General features: G+C 55.3%; 12 protein-coding genes. 9 read left to right on the top strand and 3 right to left on the bottom strand.

The features are described 5' to 3' along the window. Nucleotides 1-7: 7 nt before the first annotated feature. Nucleotides 8-3,697: a methionine synthase gene (gene metH, locus HH1059_RS11420; protein WP_096406077.1), complete on the bottom strand. Its 3,690-nt coding sequence runs from the start codon at nt 3,695-3,697 to the stop codon at nt 8-10. Between the two features lie 489 nt (nt 3,698-4,186). Here metH and HH1059_RS14005 point away from each other — a divergent pair, with 489 nt between their 5' ends. The 5 genes from HH1059_RS14005 (at nt 4,187) to HH1059_RS11395 (ending at nt 10,320) form a co-directional block, all read left to right on the top strand. Further along, on the top strand, nt 4,187-4,936 hold the full coding sequence (locus HH1059_RS14005) for a methyl-accepting chemotaxis protein (protein ID WP_096406074.1): 750 nt from the start codon (nt 4,187-4,189) through the stop codon (nt 4,934-4,936). Between the two features lie 5 nt (nt 4,937-4,941). Continuing rightward, on the top strand, nt 4,942-5,250 hold the full coding sequence (locus HH1059_RS11410) for a circadian clock KaiB family protein (protein ID WP_096406071.1): 309 nt from the start codon (nt 4,942-4,944) through the stop codon (nt 5,248-5,250). A gap of 4 nt (nt 5,251-5,254) precedes the next feature. Further along, nucleotides 5,255-6,748 carry a circadian clock protein KaiC gene (kaiC, locus tag HH1059_RS11405; protein ID WP_096406069.1) on the top strand — a complete coding sequence of 498 codons (1,494 nt, stop codon included), beginning with the start codon at nt 5,255-5,257 and terminating at the stop codon, nt 6,746-6,748. Nucleotides 6,749-6,820: 72 nt separating this feature from the next. After that, nucleotides 6,821-8,872, top strand: coding sequence for a methyl-accepting chemotaxis protein (locus tag HH1059_RS11400; RefSeq protein ID WP_096406066.1), 2,052 nt, complete (start codon nt 6,821-6,823; stop codon nt 8,870-8,872). Nucleotides 8,873-9,039: 167 nt separating this feature from the next. Continuing rightward, nucleotides 9,040-10,320: an O-acetylhomoserine aminocarboxypropyltransferase/cysteine synthase family protein gene (locus tag HH1059_RS11395; protein ID WP_096406064.1), complete on the top strand. Its 1,281-nt coding sequence runs from the start codon at nt 9,040-9,042 to the stop codon at nt 10,318-10,320. Nucleotides 10,321-10,424: 104 nt separating this feature from the next. Here the strand turns inward: HH1059_RS11395 and ettA are convergent, their stop codons facing one another. Further along, nucleotides 10,425-12,092 (bottom strand): energy-dependent translational throttle protein EttA, encoded by a 1,668-nt coding sequence (gene ettA, locus HH1059_RS11390; RefSeq protein ID WP_096406061.1) that lies wholly within the window; start codon nt 12,090-12,092, stop codon nt 10,425-10,427. Between the two features lie 160 nt (nt 12,093-12,252). Here ettA and HH1059_RS13545 point away from each other — a divergent pair, with 160 nt between their 5' ends. Beyond that, the gene (locus HH1059_RS13545) at nt 12,253-12,405 is read left to right on the top strand and encodes a hypothetical protein (RefSeq protein ID WP_162549527.1); all 153 of its coding nucleotides are present in this window, start codon (nt 12,253-12,255) and stop codon (nt 12,403-12,405) included. An 85-nt stretch (nt 12,406-12,490) separates the two neighbouring features. Then, nucleotides 12,491-12,949 (top strand): hypothetical protein, encoded by a 459-nt coding sequence (locus tag HH1059_RS11385; RefSeq protein ID WP_096406059.1) that lies wholly within the window; start codon nt 12,491-12,493, stop codon nt 12,947-12,949. A gap of 27 nt (nt 12,950-12,976) precedes the next feature. On the opposite strand, the gene HH1059_RS11380 is transcribed toward HH1059_RS11385, so the two are convergent. Continuing rightward, nucleotides 12,977-13,912, bottom strand: coding sequence for a calcium/sodium antiporter (locus HH1059_RS11380; RefSeq protein WP_096406056.1), 936 nt, complete (start codon nt 13,910-13,912; stop codon nt 12,977-12,979). A gap of 88 nt (nt 13,913-14,000) precedes the next feature. Here HH1059_RS11380 and HH1059_RS13540 point away from each other — a divergent pair, with 88 nt between their 5' ends. Together HH1059_RS13540 and glyA are read left to right on the top strand one after the other, a co-directional pair. Beyond that, nucleotides 14,001-14,147 (top strand): hypothetical protein, encoded by a 147-nt coding sequence (locus HH1059_RS13540; protein WP_162549526.1) that lies wholly within the window; start codon nt 14,001-14,003, stop codon nt 14,145-14,147. 217 nt (nt 14,148-14,364) lie between these two features. Next, on the top strand, nt 14,365-15,618 hold the full coding sequence (gene glyA, locus HH1059_RS11375) for a serine hydroxymethyltransferase (protein ID WP_096406054.1): 1,254 nt from the start codon (nt 14,365-14,367) through the stop codon (nt 15,616-15,618). The last annotated feature ends 49 nt before the right edge of the window (nt 15,619-15,667 follow it).

Here is a 15,667-nt window from a genome sequence, read left to right as displayed (position 1 = left end):
CGCCTCGTTAATCCTCCGGCTCGTAGCCGAGGTTGGGCCCGAGCCAGCGCTCGACCTCTTTTTGTGACATGCCTTTGCGCTTGGCGTAGTCTTCGACCTGGTCGCGGAATATCTTGCCAACCGCAAAGTAGCGTGCTTGTGGGTGAGCGAAGTACCAGCCGGATACGGCGGCACTGGGCCACATCGCGCGCGACTCAGTCAAGGAGAGGCCGATCCTGTTTTCGACATCCAGTATCTGCCACAGGCGATCTTTCTCCGTGTGATCAGGACAGGCTGGATAGCCTGGAGCCGGGCGGATGCCTTGATAGCGCTCCTTGATTAGATCGTCGTTGGACAGATCCTCCTCCGCGGCATATCCCCAGACATCTTTGCGAACCAACTCGTGAAGCCGTTCGGCAAAGGCCTCCGCGAGTCTGTCGGCGAGTGCCTTGAGCAGGATCGAGCTGTAGGTATCGCCTTCGGCCTCAAAACGCTCTAAGTGCTCATCAATGCCGATTCCGGCGGTCACGGCAAATGCACCTATCCAATCCTCAAGCCCCGTCTCTTTAGGAGCAACAAAGTCACCTAGGCTCTGGTGCGGTTTGCCTTCGGGCTTCTCGGTCTGTTGGCGAAGATGGCGCAGTGTGGTCATTACCTGGCTGCGACTATCATCGGCGTAAACTTCAGTATCGTCACCGACACCGTTGGCTGGGAATAAACCGAAGACTGCCCGGGCAGTCAGCCACTGCTCGTCAACAATGCGTTGGAGCATCTGTTGGGCATCGTTATAGAGCTTGGTCGCCTCTTCGCCGACCACCTCATCGTCAAGGATTTGGGGGAATCGACCTGCCAGTTCCCAAGCCTTGAAAAAGGGTGTCCAGTCGATGCGCTCGACTAGATCCTCAAGCGGGAAGTCGTTCCAGGTGTGGACACCCGGCTCGGCAGGTGGCTTGACCTGGTAGTCGGACCAGTCGATCGGGGTGCGGTTGGCGCGGGCCTGCTCCAGGCTTACCCAGTTGACCTTCTGCTGGCGCTCTTGATATTGCTCGCGCACCTGCTGGTATTCAGCGGCTAGTTCCTGCTTGTAGGTTGCCGCGTGGGCCTCGCTGACTAGTTTGGAAGCCACCCCCACAGCCCGTGAGGCGTCCTTGACGTAGATGCTCGGAGCGGAGAGATTGGGCGCGATCTTTACCGCAGTGTGTACCCGGGAGGTTGTGGCACCGCCGATCAGCAGCGGAATGTTCAGTCCTTGACGTTCCATCTCTTTGGCCACATTGACCATTTCGTCGAGGGAGGGGGTGATCAGCCCGGATAGGCCGATCATGTCGACGTTTTTGGCCTTGGCCTCACTGATTATCTGATCGACCGGCACCATGACGCCGATGTCGTGCACCTCGAAGTTGTTACACTGTAGCACCACGGCGACAATGTTCTTGCCGATATCGTGGACATCGCCTTTGACGGTGGCGATGAGAAAGCGCCCCGCCGGCTCGTCACTGCCCGATTTCTCGGCTTCTATGTAAGGCATGAGATGGGCGACGGCCTGTTTCATTACGCGCGCCGATTTAACCACCTGCGGCAGGAACATCTTGCCTTCGCCGAATAGGTCGCCGATGGTGTTCATACCATCCATCAGCGGCCCCTCAATGACGTGGATGGGGCGCTCATGCTGTTGCCGGGCCTCTTCGACGTCTTCTTCTATGTAGTCGGTGATGCCCTTGATCAGTGCGTGCTCAAGGCGCTTGGCGACCGGCTGCTCGCGCCAGGCCAGGTCTTCTTCCTTCTTCTTACCGCCTTGCTCTTTGTAGCGGTCGGCTAAGTCAAGCAGGCGTTCCGTGGCGTCTTCACGGCGGTTGAGGATTACGTCCTCGCACATCTCGCGCAGTTCCGGGTCGATCTCATCGTAGACCTCGATCTGCCCGGCATTAACGATAGCCATGTCGAGCCCGGCATCTATGGCGTGGTAGAGAAAGACCGAGTGCATCGCTTCGCGAACCGCCTCGTTACCGCGGAACGAGAAGGAGAGGTTGGAAAGGCCACCGGAAATCTTGGCGTGCGGCAGATTCTGTTTAACCCACCGGGTTGCTTCGATGAAGTCAACGGCGTAGTTGTTGTGCTCGGCCATGCCGGTGGCAACGGCGAAGATGTTGAGATCGAATATGATCTCGCCGGGCGAGAAGCCTTCTTTGACTAACAGATTGTAGGCCCTTTCGGCTATCTCCAGGCGCCGTTCATAGGTGTCTGCCTGACCCTTTTCGTCGAATAGCATGATCACCGGAGCTGCGCCGTAGCGGTACAGTGTTCGCGCCTGCTCCAGGAAGGCCTCCTCACCCTCCTTGAGCGAGATGGAGTTGACCAGTCCCTTGCCCTGGACGCGCTTCAGGCCTTCCTCGATAATGTCCCACTTTGAGGAGTCGATCATAATCGGGACCCGGGAGATGTCCGGCTCTGCAGCGACCAGGTTGAGGAAGTCGATCATCGCCTGCTTGGAATCGAGCATGCCCTCGTCCATATTGATGTCGATGATCTGGGCGCCGTTCTCGACCTGTTCGCGGGCAACGTCGAGCGCTGTTTCGTAGTCACCCTCTTTGATCAGGCGGCGAAACCGAGCCGAGCCGGTTACGTTGGCGCGCTCGCCGATGTTCACAAACAGCGAGTTGCTGTCGATGTTGCAAGGCTCAAGCCCCGAGAGAGGCAGCAGGTCGGGGTTGGGGGCCGGTGGTTGGCGCGGGGCGAACTCTTTGACAGCATCGCGGATGGCGGCGATGTGTTCTGGAGTGGTGCCGCAGCAACCGCCAATGATGTTGATCAGGCCCTCTTCCGCGAAGGAGCGGATAATGGCTGCCATCTCCTCCGGGGGCTGATCGTACTCACCGAATTCGTTCGGCAGGCCAGCGTTGGGGTGGCTGGAGATGAAGGTGTCGGCGATCTTGGATAATTCTTGCAGGTGAGGGCGCAGGTCTTCCGCGCCTAAGGCGCAGTTTAGGCCGATCGACAGCGGTTGGGCGTGGCGTATAGAGTTCCAAAATGCCGCCGCGGTCTGTCCGGAGAGGGTCCGTCCGGAGGCATCGGTAATGGTGCCGGAGATCATCACCGGGATGCGCCGGCCGATCTCAGCGCAGACGGTCTCTAGGGCATAGATGGCGGCCTTGGCGTTGAGGGTGTCGAAGACCGTCTCGATTAGGATTAGGTCGACCCCGCCCTGGGCTAGCGCCCGGGCCTGTTGGGCATAAGCCTCAAAGAGCTGATCGAAAGAGATGTCACGATGCCCTGGGTTGTTCACATCAGGTGAGATCGACGCCGTCTTACCGGTAGGGCCCATGGTCCCGGCGACAAAGCGCGGGATCCCGGTCTCCTGCTCTACTTCGTCGCAGACAGCGCGGGCGAGCTTGGTCGCTTCGATATTGAGCTCGTCGACTAGCGCTTCGGTCTGGTAGTCGGCTTGAGATAAGATCTGGGAGTTGAAGGTGTTGGTCTCGACAATGTCAGCGCCGGCGTCGAGGTTGGCCCGGGTGATCTCGCGGATGATGTCTGGGCGCGTCAATACAAGCAGGTCGTTGTTGCCTTGCAGTTCGCACGGATGGTCAGCGAAGCGTTCACCGCGAAAGTCGTCTTCGCCGAGCGGGTATTTCTGTATCTCAGTTCCCATCCCGCAATCGAGGATGAGGATGCGTTCTGCAAGCTGCGCTCGAATACGTTCGCTGCGATCAATCGTCATAGCTTATTCGCTCTGTTGCTTCAGGGGTTCAACCGGCGCCAGCCGTTGACACACTAGCGTGCCGCCTCGGCATGGCTGCTGTCCGTGAGCTGAAACTGTGTGGATAGGGAGAAAGCAGACTCTATTGTCCTGGCGAGGCTGGCGGCGCCGAAAAGTCGCGATGTTTAACACGACATCATCGCATCTTGGCTGCATCGAATCAAGTCACCGCTTACTCCGGATCCTCTAAAACCTCCCTAGCGCCATCATCTGCCCCGGTGTGGAGGGCGCCGTGAATCTATCCCTGGAGGCTTCATGGCGCCATCCCTGGCGTCAAGACCTCCACAGCGGGGCAGATGATGGCGCTAGGGGAGTTGAGAGGTTCCCATCTGTAACATTGTGTGCAGTTGGGCCAAATAAACTCTGTAGCAATACCATTCATGCTGGCATGATATTGGTAAATCAAGTTAACCTTGAGGAGCGTGAATCTTACCAGTCAAGGGGGGCCAGATGAGTAGCGCGGAGGCGCGGAGCCAGGATAGTTCGGGGCAGAATGGTAAATTAGAGGCCCTAGAGAGCATAGCCGCTCGCATGAACGGTTTCATGTATCGGTGTAAGAATGATAACAAATATACGATGTTGTTTATGGCGGGCGCGGTTACTGGGTTGACCGGGTATCAGCCCGCAGACTTGATCAACAATAGGCGTCATTCATACATGGACTTGATCCATGATGAGGACTCCCCGCAGGTTGATAGGGCGATTGAGAAAGGATCACGAGAGCGTGAGGCCTGGAATATCGATTACCGCATCCGGACTGCTAAGCGGGAGGTGCGCTGGGTTAATGAACGCGGCGGGGCGGTCTACGATAGCAATGGCGAAGTCCTTTACCTAGAGGGTGCTGTATTTGATATCGGTGAGCGCCTGGAAGAGGCGCGGCGGCGCAAGCGTATGGAGCGCGTCGGGGAGATCGGTCAGCAAATCGGCAAGGCCTCGCGCAATATTCTCAAGACACTGAAGAAACTGCGTATTCTTAGCTTGAATGCGAGCGTCGAGGCGGCGCGTATCGGTGAGACTGGACGTGGCTTTGGGGTGGTTGCCGATGAGGTGAAAAAGCTCGCTGACGAAAGCGGCAAGGCGGCAAGCTCAATAAGCGAGTTGATGGATGAGCTGGAATCCGAATTGCGCGCTGCACGCGGTGATGGTGAGGAACAAAAACCTGGTCCTGAAGAGGGGAGCGCGCAATCCAAGCGCCGCTAGCTAAGATGGTTGAATATCATCAACACGCCGAATATTGGTTGCGGATCTTTGTTGTTGGGGATAGTCCGCAGGCATATAAGGCGATAAGGAATCTGCATTGGCTTTGCAACGAGTACTTATGCGAGCAGGCCTATCACATCGAGGTCATTGATCTTTGCTGTGAGCCAGAAAAGGGTGACAGTGAAAAGATTGTTGCTACGCCAACCCTCATAAGGGAAGCGCCCCGCCCGCCGTTGCGAGTTATCGGTGATCTAGCCAATGCCGAGCGAGTTGCTGAGCTGCTGCTCCAGCATTCCGGTTGCGAGGAGGATTGATTATATGAGTGCTGCGCCCAAACATGGAAACGTTGCTAAGATACCCACCGGGATTGCTGGCTTTGATTCCATCGCCAAGGGTGGTTTGCCTTGCGGACGGACTACTTTAGTTGCTGGTACTCCTGGCAGTGCTAAGACGGTCTTTGCCGCACAATTTATGGCGGCTGGTATCGAGCAATACGCAGAGCCCGGGGTCTTTGTAACCTGTGAAGAGTCGGCGGATGATCTGCGCCAGAACCTGCAGGCCTTCGGTTGGGATATACAGAGCTGGGAGGATCAGGGTTACTGGGTCTTTCTAGATGCCTCACCGGACAATGACCCGGAGGCGATTGAGGCCGGTAGCTATGATTTGGGCGGGCTTATTGCTCGCATTCGCGGGGCTGTAAATCGGATTGGCGCCCAGCGCTTGGCGATCGATTCGCTGGGGGCTATGTTTTCACGCTTCCCTGATTCCCGACAGGTGCGCTGGGATCTCTACCGGATTTCGGCGCAGATGAAAAAGATCGGAGTAACCTCGATAATGACTGCCGAGCGTGAAGCCGAGTACGGCAGCATCGCGCGTCATGGGGTGGAAGAGTTTGTTTCTGATAATGTAGTCATTTTGCGCAATGTCCTTGAAGCCGAGACTAGACGGCGCACTTTAGAGGTGCTGAAGTTTCGAGGCACCACCCATCAGAAGGGTGAATACCCTTTTACAATCCTGCCCGAGGGAGGGATTGTAGCCATTCCGCTGTCGGCCATGGAGCTTACCCAGCGCTCATCTGAACTGCGGATAAGCTCTGGTAACGAGCGGCTGGATGATATGTGTGGTGGCGGGATATACCGTGACTCCATAGTTCTGGTCTCCGGGGCAACCGGGACTGGTAAGACCCTGCTTGCTACTGAGTTTACTTCCGGCGGGCTTAAATCCGGAGAGCGTTGTCTGCTGTTCGCCTTCGAGGAGAGCCGTGATCAGATCATCCGTAATGCCCACGGCTGGAATGTTGATTATCTGCCAGCTGAACAGAGGGGAGATTTGCAAATTCGCTGCAGCTACCCCGAATCGGAGGGTCTGGAAGATCACCTGGTGCGTATCAAAGAGACCATTGATGAGTTTAAGCCGCATAGAATTGCCCTTGATAGCCTTACGGCGCTTGAGCGGGTTGCAACGCCGCGGGGTTTTCGCGAGTTTGTCATCAGTTTGACTTCCTTCATTAAGGCGCGTGAAACAGCCGGGCTTTTTACAGCCAGTACCCCGTCGCTGATGGGCGGGTCTTCGGTTACTGAGGCGCATATATCTACTCTCACTGACTCAATAATACTCTTGCGCTATGTCGAGATGGGCGGTGAAGTGCAGCGTGGCCTAACCGTCCTGAAGATGCGCGGCGCCGGTCACGAGAAGAGTATTCGCCAGTTCACCATTGACCATCAGGGTATGCACATTGGTGAGCAGTTCAGGGGCGTCGAAGGGATACTTGAGGGCCACCCTAACCGGGTCTTGGGCAACGTCGGCAACTAGGGGAGACTTTGACAACCCCTGATGATGTTTAGCGAAATAACTAAGGCAGCTTAATAACCAAGAGTCAGTTTTATGAACAGCATGTCAATCGCCTCTCAGCTGCGTTCCCTAGTCGCCCTCGCCCTTGCCGGTGTGGTCCTGGTAATTGGTATAGGTTGGGTATCAGTGACCTCCACTCTATCTAATCAGCAGCAGTTGCGGGAAGAGACACGTCCGCTCGACGAAGCAGGCCGGGTGATAGCGGAATCCCTGGATGGGTATTCGCAGCTGCGCGGCCAGATGGCTAATGCTGATTCCGTTGATCAATTACAGAGTGTCCCCAGTGCCGATGAATATAGTCAGGCATTTGTCCAGCAGCTGGAGGTGTTCGAGAGTTCAACCAGGTTTATGGATAACTATGGTAGCGATGTAACTGAGCTGCGCGATAGGTTCGAGGGTTTCTCGGAAAGTTATCAACAGCTAAGACCTGAGTTGGAAAGGTTGCTCAGTTTGCGCGCCGATTTAGTGAGCCAGGTGGACGGCATAGTGGAATTTTTCGATAGCGTTGAGGGGGATATCGAAGGGCTGTTTGGAGAGGCTTTGGCCGACTACGAGCAGCGAGCGGGGGTTGCCGATATCGGTCAAGTAGATCACGCGGCCCGTGCCTTGGCGCGGGCAATAGAGGTCTCAAGGGCGCTACGCGATGTGGTCGAGGCGTCTTCTCTCGATGAGCTCGAACAGATACACGACGAGGATTTAGTACCCTCTTTCGAGGCCATGGTAGCCAACCTAGAGTCATTCGAGAGGATTGCCGCAGCGGATATGGCATCGGTGGCCCAGGATTTGCTGGCGGCGGTGGGTGCCTTTAACGCCTGGATGTTCGCCGATCAGGGCTCGGTTTTGGTCGCAAAGGAGCAGGAAGTAGAGGCGCTTGAGAGTGTCAATGAGGCCGTCGCTGCTAACGAAGATCATCACCAACAGCTGCGGGATGCCGCGCTGGAGCTTGCTAATAGCGTTGATCAAGCAGTTGTGGAGCGTACTGCTGAATCCGAGGCGCAGGTGCAAAGTAGCCTGGTCTATTTCGTGCTAGCAGGGATTTTGGTTGCCCTGACTATGACGGTGCCGCTGTATATCGTTTCAAGACGGCTACATGAACGGATCAAGCAACTACGTGATGAAGTAAATGCGATGCAGCCTGATGCCTCAACCATCGATATTAGTCGTGAACTGACTGTTATTGGTAATAACGAACTAAGCAATCTAGCAGCATCTTTTAACGAGGTTTTGCGTACCGTCAGGAGCGCCGTCGGTGAGGTTTTGGAGGCGTCTCAAGAGGTAGAGAAGCAGGCCAAACAAACAAGCGAGTCGACTCAGCGGTCGCGCGAGATGGCGCAGACGCAGAGTTCGCAAACTGATGAGATAGCTACGGCTATGAATGAAATGGCCTCAACCGTGCAAGAGGTCTCTAGTAATACTCAGGTTGCCCATCAGCATACCACCCAGGCTGCAGAAAAAGGCCTGGAGATAAAGGACTTGGCTGAGGCTGGTGTCAATGAGATGGGCCGCCTTTCGAGCACTATGGACAACTCCCGCTCGGTGGTGGATAGACTTGCTGAGCGCTCTGAGGAGGTTGGCAAGATCACCGCGAGCATTCAAGAGATAGCCGATCAGACCAATCTGCTCTCACTTAATGCGGCCATTGAAGCGGCTCGCGCCGGGTCTGAAGGTAGAGGATTTGCAGTGGTAGCCGAAGAGGTGCGCAACCTTGCCACAAATACTCAGGATTTGACCAAGCAGATCCATGCTGTGATTGAGGGGCTGCGAGAGGATGCCAAGGAGTCAGCGCAAACTATCCACAATGGTCGTGAGCAGGCCGCTCGCAGTGCCGAGGAGGTCGAGCGTATTAAGGCTGCCGTGGAAAATGTCCATAACTCATTAAGTGGCCTCGAGGAGCAGGTGGCCTTGATTGCCTCCGCAGCGGAAGAACAGAGCAACACCGCTGAAGAAGTCAACCGCAATGTGCAGGGGCTTAATGATTTGGCCAGCGAAAATGCCCACGTTATTGAGCGGTTGAATGAGGGAGGTGCCAAGCTCAGCGAGGTGGCTGCCAGGTTGAGAAGCCACAGTCAGCGATTTCGTATTTGAATGGCACAACGCGGGGTGCCAGTGTGGATTTTTGAGGGGAGACTTACCGGGGCCTCAAGTATCACAAGTATCATCTGACTCCTGACCCTCAATACAGGATTGCTTTTTTAGCAGGTCATGTTGATAATTAGCAATTATGCCGGTCTAAAACTAATCAGGAGATTGCGGTGAAGCTCGAGACCCAAGCCATTCACGCTGGATTTGCTCCCGACCCGACAACCAAGGCTGTGGCGGTACCAATTTACCAGACCACCTCATACGCCTTTGATGACACCCAGCATGGCGCTGACCTGTTCGATCTTAAGGTCGAAGGTAATATTTATACGCGCATCATGAACCCGACAAATGCTGTGCTCGAGCAGCGTGTTGCCGAGATGGAAGGCGGGATAGGCGGGTTGGCGGTGGCTTCGGGGATGGCCGCGATAACCTACGCCATCCAGTGTATAACCCGAGCTGGTGACGATATTGTTTCGACATCGAAGCTTTACGGGGGCACTTACAATCTGTTCGCTCACTCCTTGCCAGTGCACGGTATAGATGTGCGTTTTGCCGGCCAGGATGACTTTGAGCAGATAGAGGCTCAGATCGATGGCCGGACCAAGGCAATATTCTGCGAGAGCGTTGGTAACCCCTCCGGCGAGGTCGTAGATGTCGAGCAACTGGCAGAAATAGCCCATCGTAACGGCGTGCCGTTGATTGTCGACAATACCGTGCCAACACCCTACTTGTGGCGGCCGATAGATGATGGGGCCGACATCGTCATCCATTCATTAACAAAGTATATGGGTGGGCATGGTACTTCGGTAGGGGGGGTGATCGTAGATTCAGGCAACTTCCCATGGGCGGATTATCCGCAACGTTTTCCTATGATGGTAGAGCCCGATCCCTCATATCATGGTGTGGTCTATACCGAGGCAATGGGCGCTGCAGCGTTTATTGCCCGCTGCCGGGTGGTGCCGTTGAGGAATATGGGCGCAGCATTGTCGCCTTTTAATGCCTTTCTGCTGTTGCAAGGCATAGAGACCCTGCCGGTGCGTATGGACAGACACTGCGAGAATGCTCAACAGGTGGCAGAGTATTTGAGTAAGCATCCGCAGGTGACTTGGGTTAAGTTTGCCGGTCTGGAAGATAGCCCTTACCGAGAGCGGGTGGATAGGTTTATGGGCGGCAAGGCCTCAAGCATCTTAAGCTTCGGTGTGGAAGGTGGTTATGAGGCCGGGGCCCGCTTTATCGATGCCCTGCAGTTGATCACCAGGCTGGTCAATATAGGCGATGCCAAATCGCTGGCATGCCATCCGGCGAGCACGACGCACCGTCAGTTGAGTGAGCAGGAGCTGGAGAGCGCAGGGGTCAGTAGGGACATGGTGAGATTGTCAATCGGCCTTGAGCATGTCGACGATATCCTGGCAGACATCAATCAGGCCCTGGCTGCGGCACAAGCTAGTTAAGCAAACCCCTTGCTGAACATTCCTGGCGCCTTCCCTGGCGCCGAGAAATCTCCACGGGTAGCTTTGCCTGGCACATTGCGGCCTGAAGGTGCGTGGATACTGACCTATGTACGAATCCTTTTGTACTTGATGCGGTGTGGTTGGGCTGCTTCGGCGCCCAATCGCTTCTTGCGGTCCTCTTCGTAGTCTTGATAGTTGCCTTCGATAAAGGTCGTCTGACTTTCGCCCTCGAACGCGAGGATGTGGGTGGCGATACGGTCAAGGAACCAGCGGTCGTGGGAGATGACCAAGATCACCCCGGGAAACGTTAGCAGGGCATCCTCTAGCGCACGCAGGGTCTCTACGTCGAGATCGTTGGTGGGCTCGTCGAGCAGTAAAGTGTTGCCGCCGCGCTGGAGCAATTTGGCTAGGTGGACGCGGTTGCGCTCGCCTCCGGAGAGGTCGCCTATGTATTTTTGTTGCTCAGAGCCGCGGAAATTGAACTTGCCGACGTAGGCTCGTGAGGGTGTCTCATACTTGCCGACCTGGATGATGTCTTGGCCGCCGGAGATCTCCTCCCATACCGTTTTGCTGTCATCCAGTGCATCGCGGCTTTGGTCGACGTAGGCTAGCTCGACGGTGTCACCTACCTCTATGTGTCCTGAATCCGGTTGTTCTTCTCCGGTGATCATGCGGAAAAGGGTCGTTTTACCTGCGCCGTTAGGGCCGATAATGCCGACAATCGCCCCAGGGGGTACATTCATGTTCAAATCTTCATAGAGGAGTTCGTCCCTATAGCCCTTTTGAACATGTTCGGCGATGATGACCTTGTTGCCGAGCCGGGGCCCAGGGGGTATATAGAGCTGCTGAGTTTCATTGCGCTGTTGAAACTCCTGCGATTGGAGCTCTTCAAACTGTTTGATGCGAGCCTTGTTCTTGGCTTGGCGACCTTTAGGGTTCTGCTGAACCCACTCAAGCTCCTGTTGGACCGCTTTGCGGTGAGCCTTCTCTTCCCGAGCCTCCTGCTCAAGGCGTTTTTCTTTGTACTCCAGCCATGCCGAGTAGTTGCCTTGGAAGGGTATGCCGCGCCCGCGGTCGAGCTCGAGGATCCAACCAGCGACATTGTCTAAGAAGTAGCGATCGTGGGTTACAGCTACGACAGTGCCGGGGAATTCGGCAAGAAACTGTTCTAGCCAAGCGACGCTCTCAGCGTCAAGGTGGTTGGTAGGCTCATCGAGCAACAACATGTCGGGGGCTGAAAGCAGTAGTCGGCACAGCGCAACTCGTCGCCTTTCACCGCCGGAAAGATTGCTGACCTGAGCATCCCAGGGCGGAAGGCGCAAGGCGTCAGCGGCTTGTTCAAGCTTGCGATCCAGATCCCAAGCGCCTGCCGCTTCGATTTGGTCTTGCAGTTTAGATTGCTCTGCTATAAGCGCATCAAAATCTGCCTCCGGGTCAGCGAATTGGGCTGAGACCTGGTTGAAACGTTCTACCAGCGCTTTAGTTTCGGCGACCCCCTCCTCGACGTTGCCGCGAACATCCTTGCTGTCGTCCAGGCGCGGCTCCTGCGGCAAGTAGCCAACTTTGAGTCCCGGCTGAGGGCGCGCCTCGCCGTCGAACTCCTTATCTTCCCCAGCCATGATGCGCAGTAACGAGGATTTGCCAGCGCCGTTAAGGCCGAGAACGCCTATCTTGGCGCCGGGGAAGAAGGATAGTGAGATGTCCTTGAGGATCTCGCGTTTAGGAGGTACCACCTTGGATACCTTGTTCATTGTGTATACGTATTGGGCCATATCTACCGTCTGTTCGCTGTTGATTATGATCTACTGTGCGTTGAGGCTGCCTAGGGCTGGTTCTTGGTTGCTAACATGATAACCGCTCTGCTCACCTAATGCGTCAACCTCGGGTATGGTAACTGATAGACAATAGGTAAGCACTTAAAGGAGAACTCTAGTGCCGGGCGTTGTATTTATCTTGGGTGTTGTGCTGTTGGTAGCTGCGGGGATGTACGTGCGAGAAGGTTCGCCGGTGATCAGCAATGCGGCGTTTATGCTCGCTGGAGTCCTTTTTGTTTTGGCCGTGCTGGCATTTATGGGTTGGGTTTAGTATAAACGCTGGGAGGCACATACAGGCCAAGTATAGAGGTCTTCTCGCTTTGAATTCAGTCTGATACAGACTAGAGGGGTTATTGATGGTAGACAGAGAAGGTAGCAGCACTGAACAGCTCAGCGGCAGCGGTATCTCGGCAAGTAGTTCAGCTCGTGAGGGTGGTGGCGGTTCAGCAAACCGAGGGGCCGCCAAGGAGCAGCTTGATAGGACATTGCCTATGTTGGCTTATATTATGCTGCTGGTAGCCCCTATGACGGCTGGCATCAGTTTGCTTTTTGGTGGGGCGTTGGCGGTTCTGGGTCTACGTCAAGGGGGCCATATCCTCGCGAGTCACTACAGTAATATGCTAACCGCAATAGCGATATCGGCGGCAGCAGTGCTCATTGCGCTTTTTGCGTGGTCCTGGTTCGTGGGCCCGCTCGTCTATGTTGCCTGGATGATCTGGGTGATATTGCGCGCAGTATCTGGCATGGCATCCCTTAACAGAAGCGAACCGATAGCACAGCCGAGATCTTTGTGGTTGGGCAAGGATAATGGTTAGGCGCCAACTAGCAGATGCAAGTTGGCGCTAAGCTAGGAGATAAGCGCAATAGGCGCCATAAAACACCAAGAAAATGGCTCCTGCGCGGCGGGTTACTGCCATGCCCCTGGATGCTGCAAAAAAGCATGCTAAGGCGGCGAGTAGCATGATTGGTATATCGAAATAGATCGCTTCGCTAGCAACGCTGATGCCCTGAGGGGAGATCAGCGCGGCGGCACCTAGCACTGCAAGAAGATTGAGGATGTTGCTGCCGATAAGGTTGGCGAGGGCCATTTGCCTCTGTCCGCGCCAGGTGGCAATTACAGATGTGGCTAATTCAGGCAGAGACGTGGCTACTGCAACCACAGTCAGGCCGATGACCAACTCGCTGACTCCGATCGATGTAGCTAAAGAGACTGCCGCCTCAATGGCTACGTATGCGCCAACGCCTAACACAATAATGCTCAAGATTAGTAATAGCCCTTTGGCAATGCTGAACCGGCTATCAGGGGTGGGCGAAGCCTCTGAAGGGATAGAAGGATCCTTGCGCAGGATGGTTATAAGCAGATATAGGGTTAAGCACGTTAACAGGATTCCACCCTCAAGATTACCTATATTGCCGCTTAAGGCGAAGGCTGCGGTGAGCAAAGAGGCGACGAGCATTGCCGGGATGTGGAATTGAGCCATCAGCCGGGTCACGATAAGTGGCGCAATAACTGCTGAAACCCCTAGTATCAGAAAGGTGTTGGCGATGTTGCTGCCGATGACATTGCCTATGGCGATGTCAGCTGCATGGTCAGTAAGGCTGGCCCGGAGTGTTATAGCTAGCTCAGGCGCGCTGGTGCCAAAAGCTACTATGGTCAGGCCGACAACCAGGGGAGGCACCTGCCAATGGGCGGCTGCTTGGCTGGCCATTCTGACCAGTAGATCTGCCCCGATAAGCAGAATGGCAAGTCCAGCGAAAAATAGTGTCAATGCAAGCATATTAGCCGTTAAGCTGCTGGCGGCCTCTTCGAGGTGCCTCTATGCATCTCCCCTCTAGCCAATTGGTTGCCCTAGTGTGGAGGATACCGTGAATCCACCCCCGGAGGCTTTATGGCAGCGTATCTGGCGCCATGAGGGTGCCTCTAAAAACTTCGCCGACGCCACCATCCGCCCCGGTGTGGAGGACGCCGTGGATCCATCCCTGGAGTCTTCATGGCGCCTTCCCTGGCGCTAAGACCTCCACACCGGGGTAGCTGATGGCGCCGGCGAAGTTTTGAGAAGTTCCCATGACCTCCACGTCGGGGCGGTCAAATTGCTCGAGGGGAGTTCTTAACGTTTCCATATGGTAGCCGGTTTGCGCTTCAAATCAGACATAAAACAGGCTAAAATGGCCGATTGGCGGTACGATTGCAAATTCGACCGCATGATCCATTCCCAGAACAGGAGCAGGTATGTTCTCCAACGATATGAACATAGCGAGTTTCGATCCCGAGCTGGCTGCTGCCATTGAGGACGAGCGCCGCCGTCAAGAAGATCACATCGAGTTGATTGCCTCTGAAAACTATGCAAGCCCCAGGGTGCTTGAGGCTCAGGGCAGTGTGCTTACCAATAAGTATGCCGAAGGCTATCCGGATAAGCGCTACTATGGCGGGTGCGAACATGTTGACGTTGTCGAACAGCTCGCCATAGATCGGGCCAAATCTCTATTTGGTGCAGATTACGCCAATGTGCAACCGCACTCCGGATCACAGGCCAACGCTGCTGTGTTCCACGCGTTGTTGCAGCCTGGTGATACGATCTTGGGCATGAGCCTGGATCACGGCGGCCACCTTACCCACGGTGCCAAGGTAAACTTCTCAGGCAAGCTGTTTAATGCGATTCAGTATGGCATAGATGACAACGGGCAGATTGATTACGCACAGATCCAGCGCCTGGCTACAGAACATCGGCCCAAGCTGATCATCGGTGGGTTTTCTGCCTATTCACAGGTGGTTGACTGGGCCTGGCTGCGCGAGATAGCTGATTCGGTAGGCGCTTACCTGGTGGTTGATATGGCTCATGTGGCCGGCTTGGTCGCCGCAGACGTCTATCCTAATCCGGTCCCTTATGCGGATGCAGTAACTTCCACTACCCACAAGACCCTGCGTGGCCCTCGTGGCGGCCTTATCCTGGCGCGCTCTAATCCAGATATCGAGAAGAAGTTCCAATCGCTGGTCTTCCCTGGAACTCAGGGTGGCCCATTAATGCACGCCATAGCCGGTAAGGCGGTTGCCTTTAAAGAGGCGATGGAGCCCGACTATAAGGCCTATCAAAAGCAGGTGGTAACCAATGCTAGAGCTATGGCGAAGCGCGTTATAGAGCGTGGTTACAATGTCGTGTCGGGGGGTACGGATAACCACCTGTTCCTGATGGACCTGACTCCCAAGTCCTTGACTGGTAAAGATGCGGATGCCGCATTGGGCAGGGCGCATATTACGGTTAACAAAAACGCCATTCCCAACGACCCGCAGTCACCATTTGTCACTAGTGGCTTGCGCATAGGGACACCGGCTATCACAACGCGCGGGTTTAAGGAAGGCGAGGCTCAAAGGTTGGCCGATTGGATATGCGATGTGCTTGATAATATGGGCGATGAAAGCACCATTGAAAGGGTGCGGGGCGAGGTGCAGGAAATCTGTCGCCAGTTTCCGGTCTATGGTAAGTAACTGTTTGGGGCCTGTGCATGTGGCCCCGTACGTAATGGCTTAGGTAAAC

The sequence above is a fragment of the Halorhodospira halochloris genome, from assembly GCF_002356555.2.
Lineage (GTDB): Bacteria > Pseudomonadota > Gammaproteobacteria > Nitrococcales > Halorhodospiraceae > Halorhodospira > Halorhodospira halochloris.
Note: the sequence above shows the minus strand (reverse complement) of the source record. Positions and strands in the feature narration are given on the sequence as shown.

Bases quoted from the DNA above. Each gene is read 5' to 3' on its own strand.
- metH (WP_096406077.1), bottom strand. From the start codon at position 3,697: ATGACGATTGATCGCAGCGAACGTATTCGAGCGCAGCTTGCAGAACGC.
- HH1059_RS14005 (WP_096406074.1), top strand. From the start codon at position 4,187: ATGAGTAGCGCGGAGGCGCGGAGCCAGGATAGTTCGGGGCAGAATGGT.
- HH1059_RS11410 (WP_096406071.1), top strand. From the start codon at position 4,942: ATGGTTGAATATCATCAACACGCCGAATATTGGTTGCGGATCTTTGTT.
- kaiC (WP_096406069.1), top strand. From the start codon at position 5,255: ATGAGTGCTGCGCCCAAACATGGAAACGTTGCTAAGATACCCACCGGG.
- HH1059_RS11400 (WP_096406066.1), top strand. From the start codon at position 6,821: ATGAACAGCATGTCAATCGCCTCTCAGCTGCGTTCCCTAGTCGCCCTC.
- ettA (WP_096406061.1), bottom strand. From the start codon at position 12,092: ATGGCCCAATACGTATACACAATGAACAAGGTATCCAAGGTGGTACCT.
- HH1059_RS11385 (WP_096406059.1), top strand. From the start codon at position 12,491: ATGGTAGACAGAGAAGGTAGCAGCACTGAACAGCTCAGCGGCAGCGGT.
- HH1059_RS11380 (WP_096406056.1), bottom strand. From the start codon at position 13,912: ATGCTTGCATTGACACTATTTTTCGCTGGACTTGCCATTCTGCTTATC.
- glyA (WP_096406054.1), top strand. From the start codon at position 14,365: ATGTTCTCCAACGATATGAACATAGCGAGTTTCGATCCCGAGCTGGCT.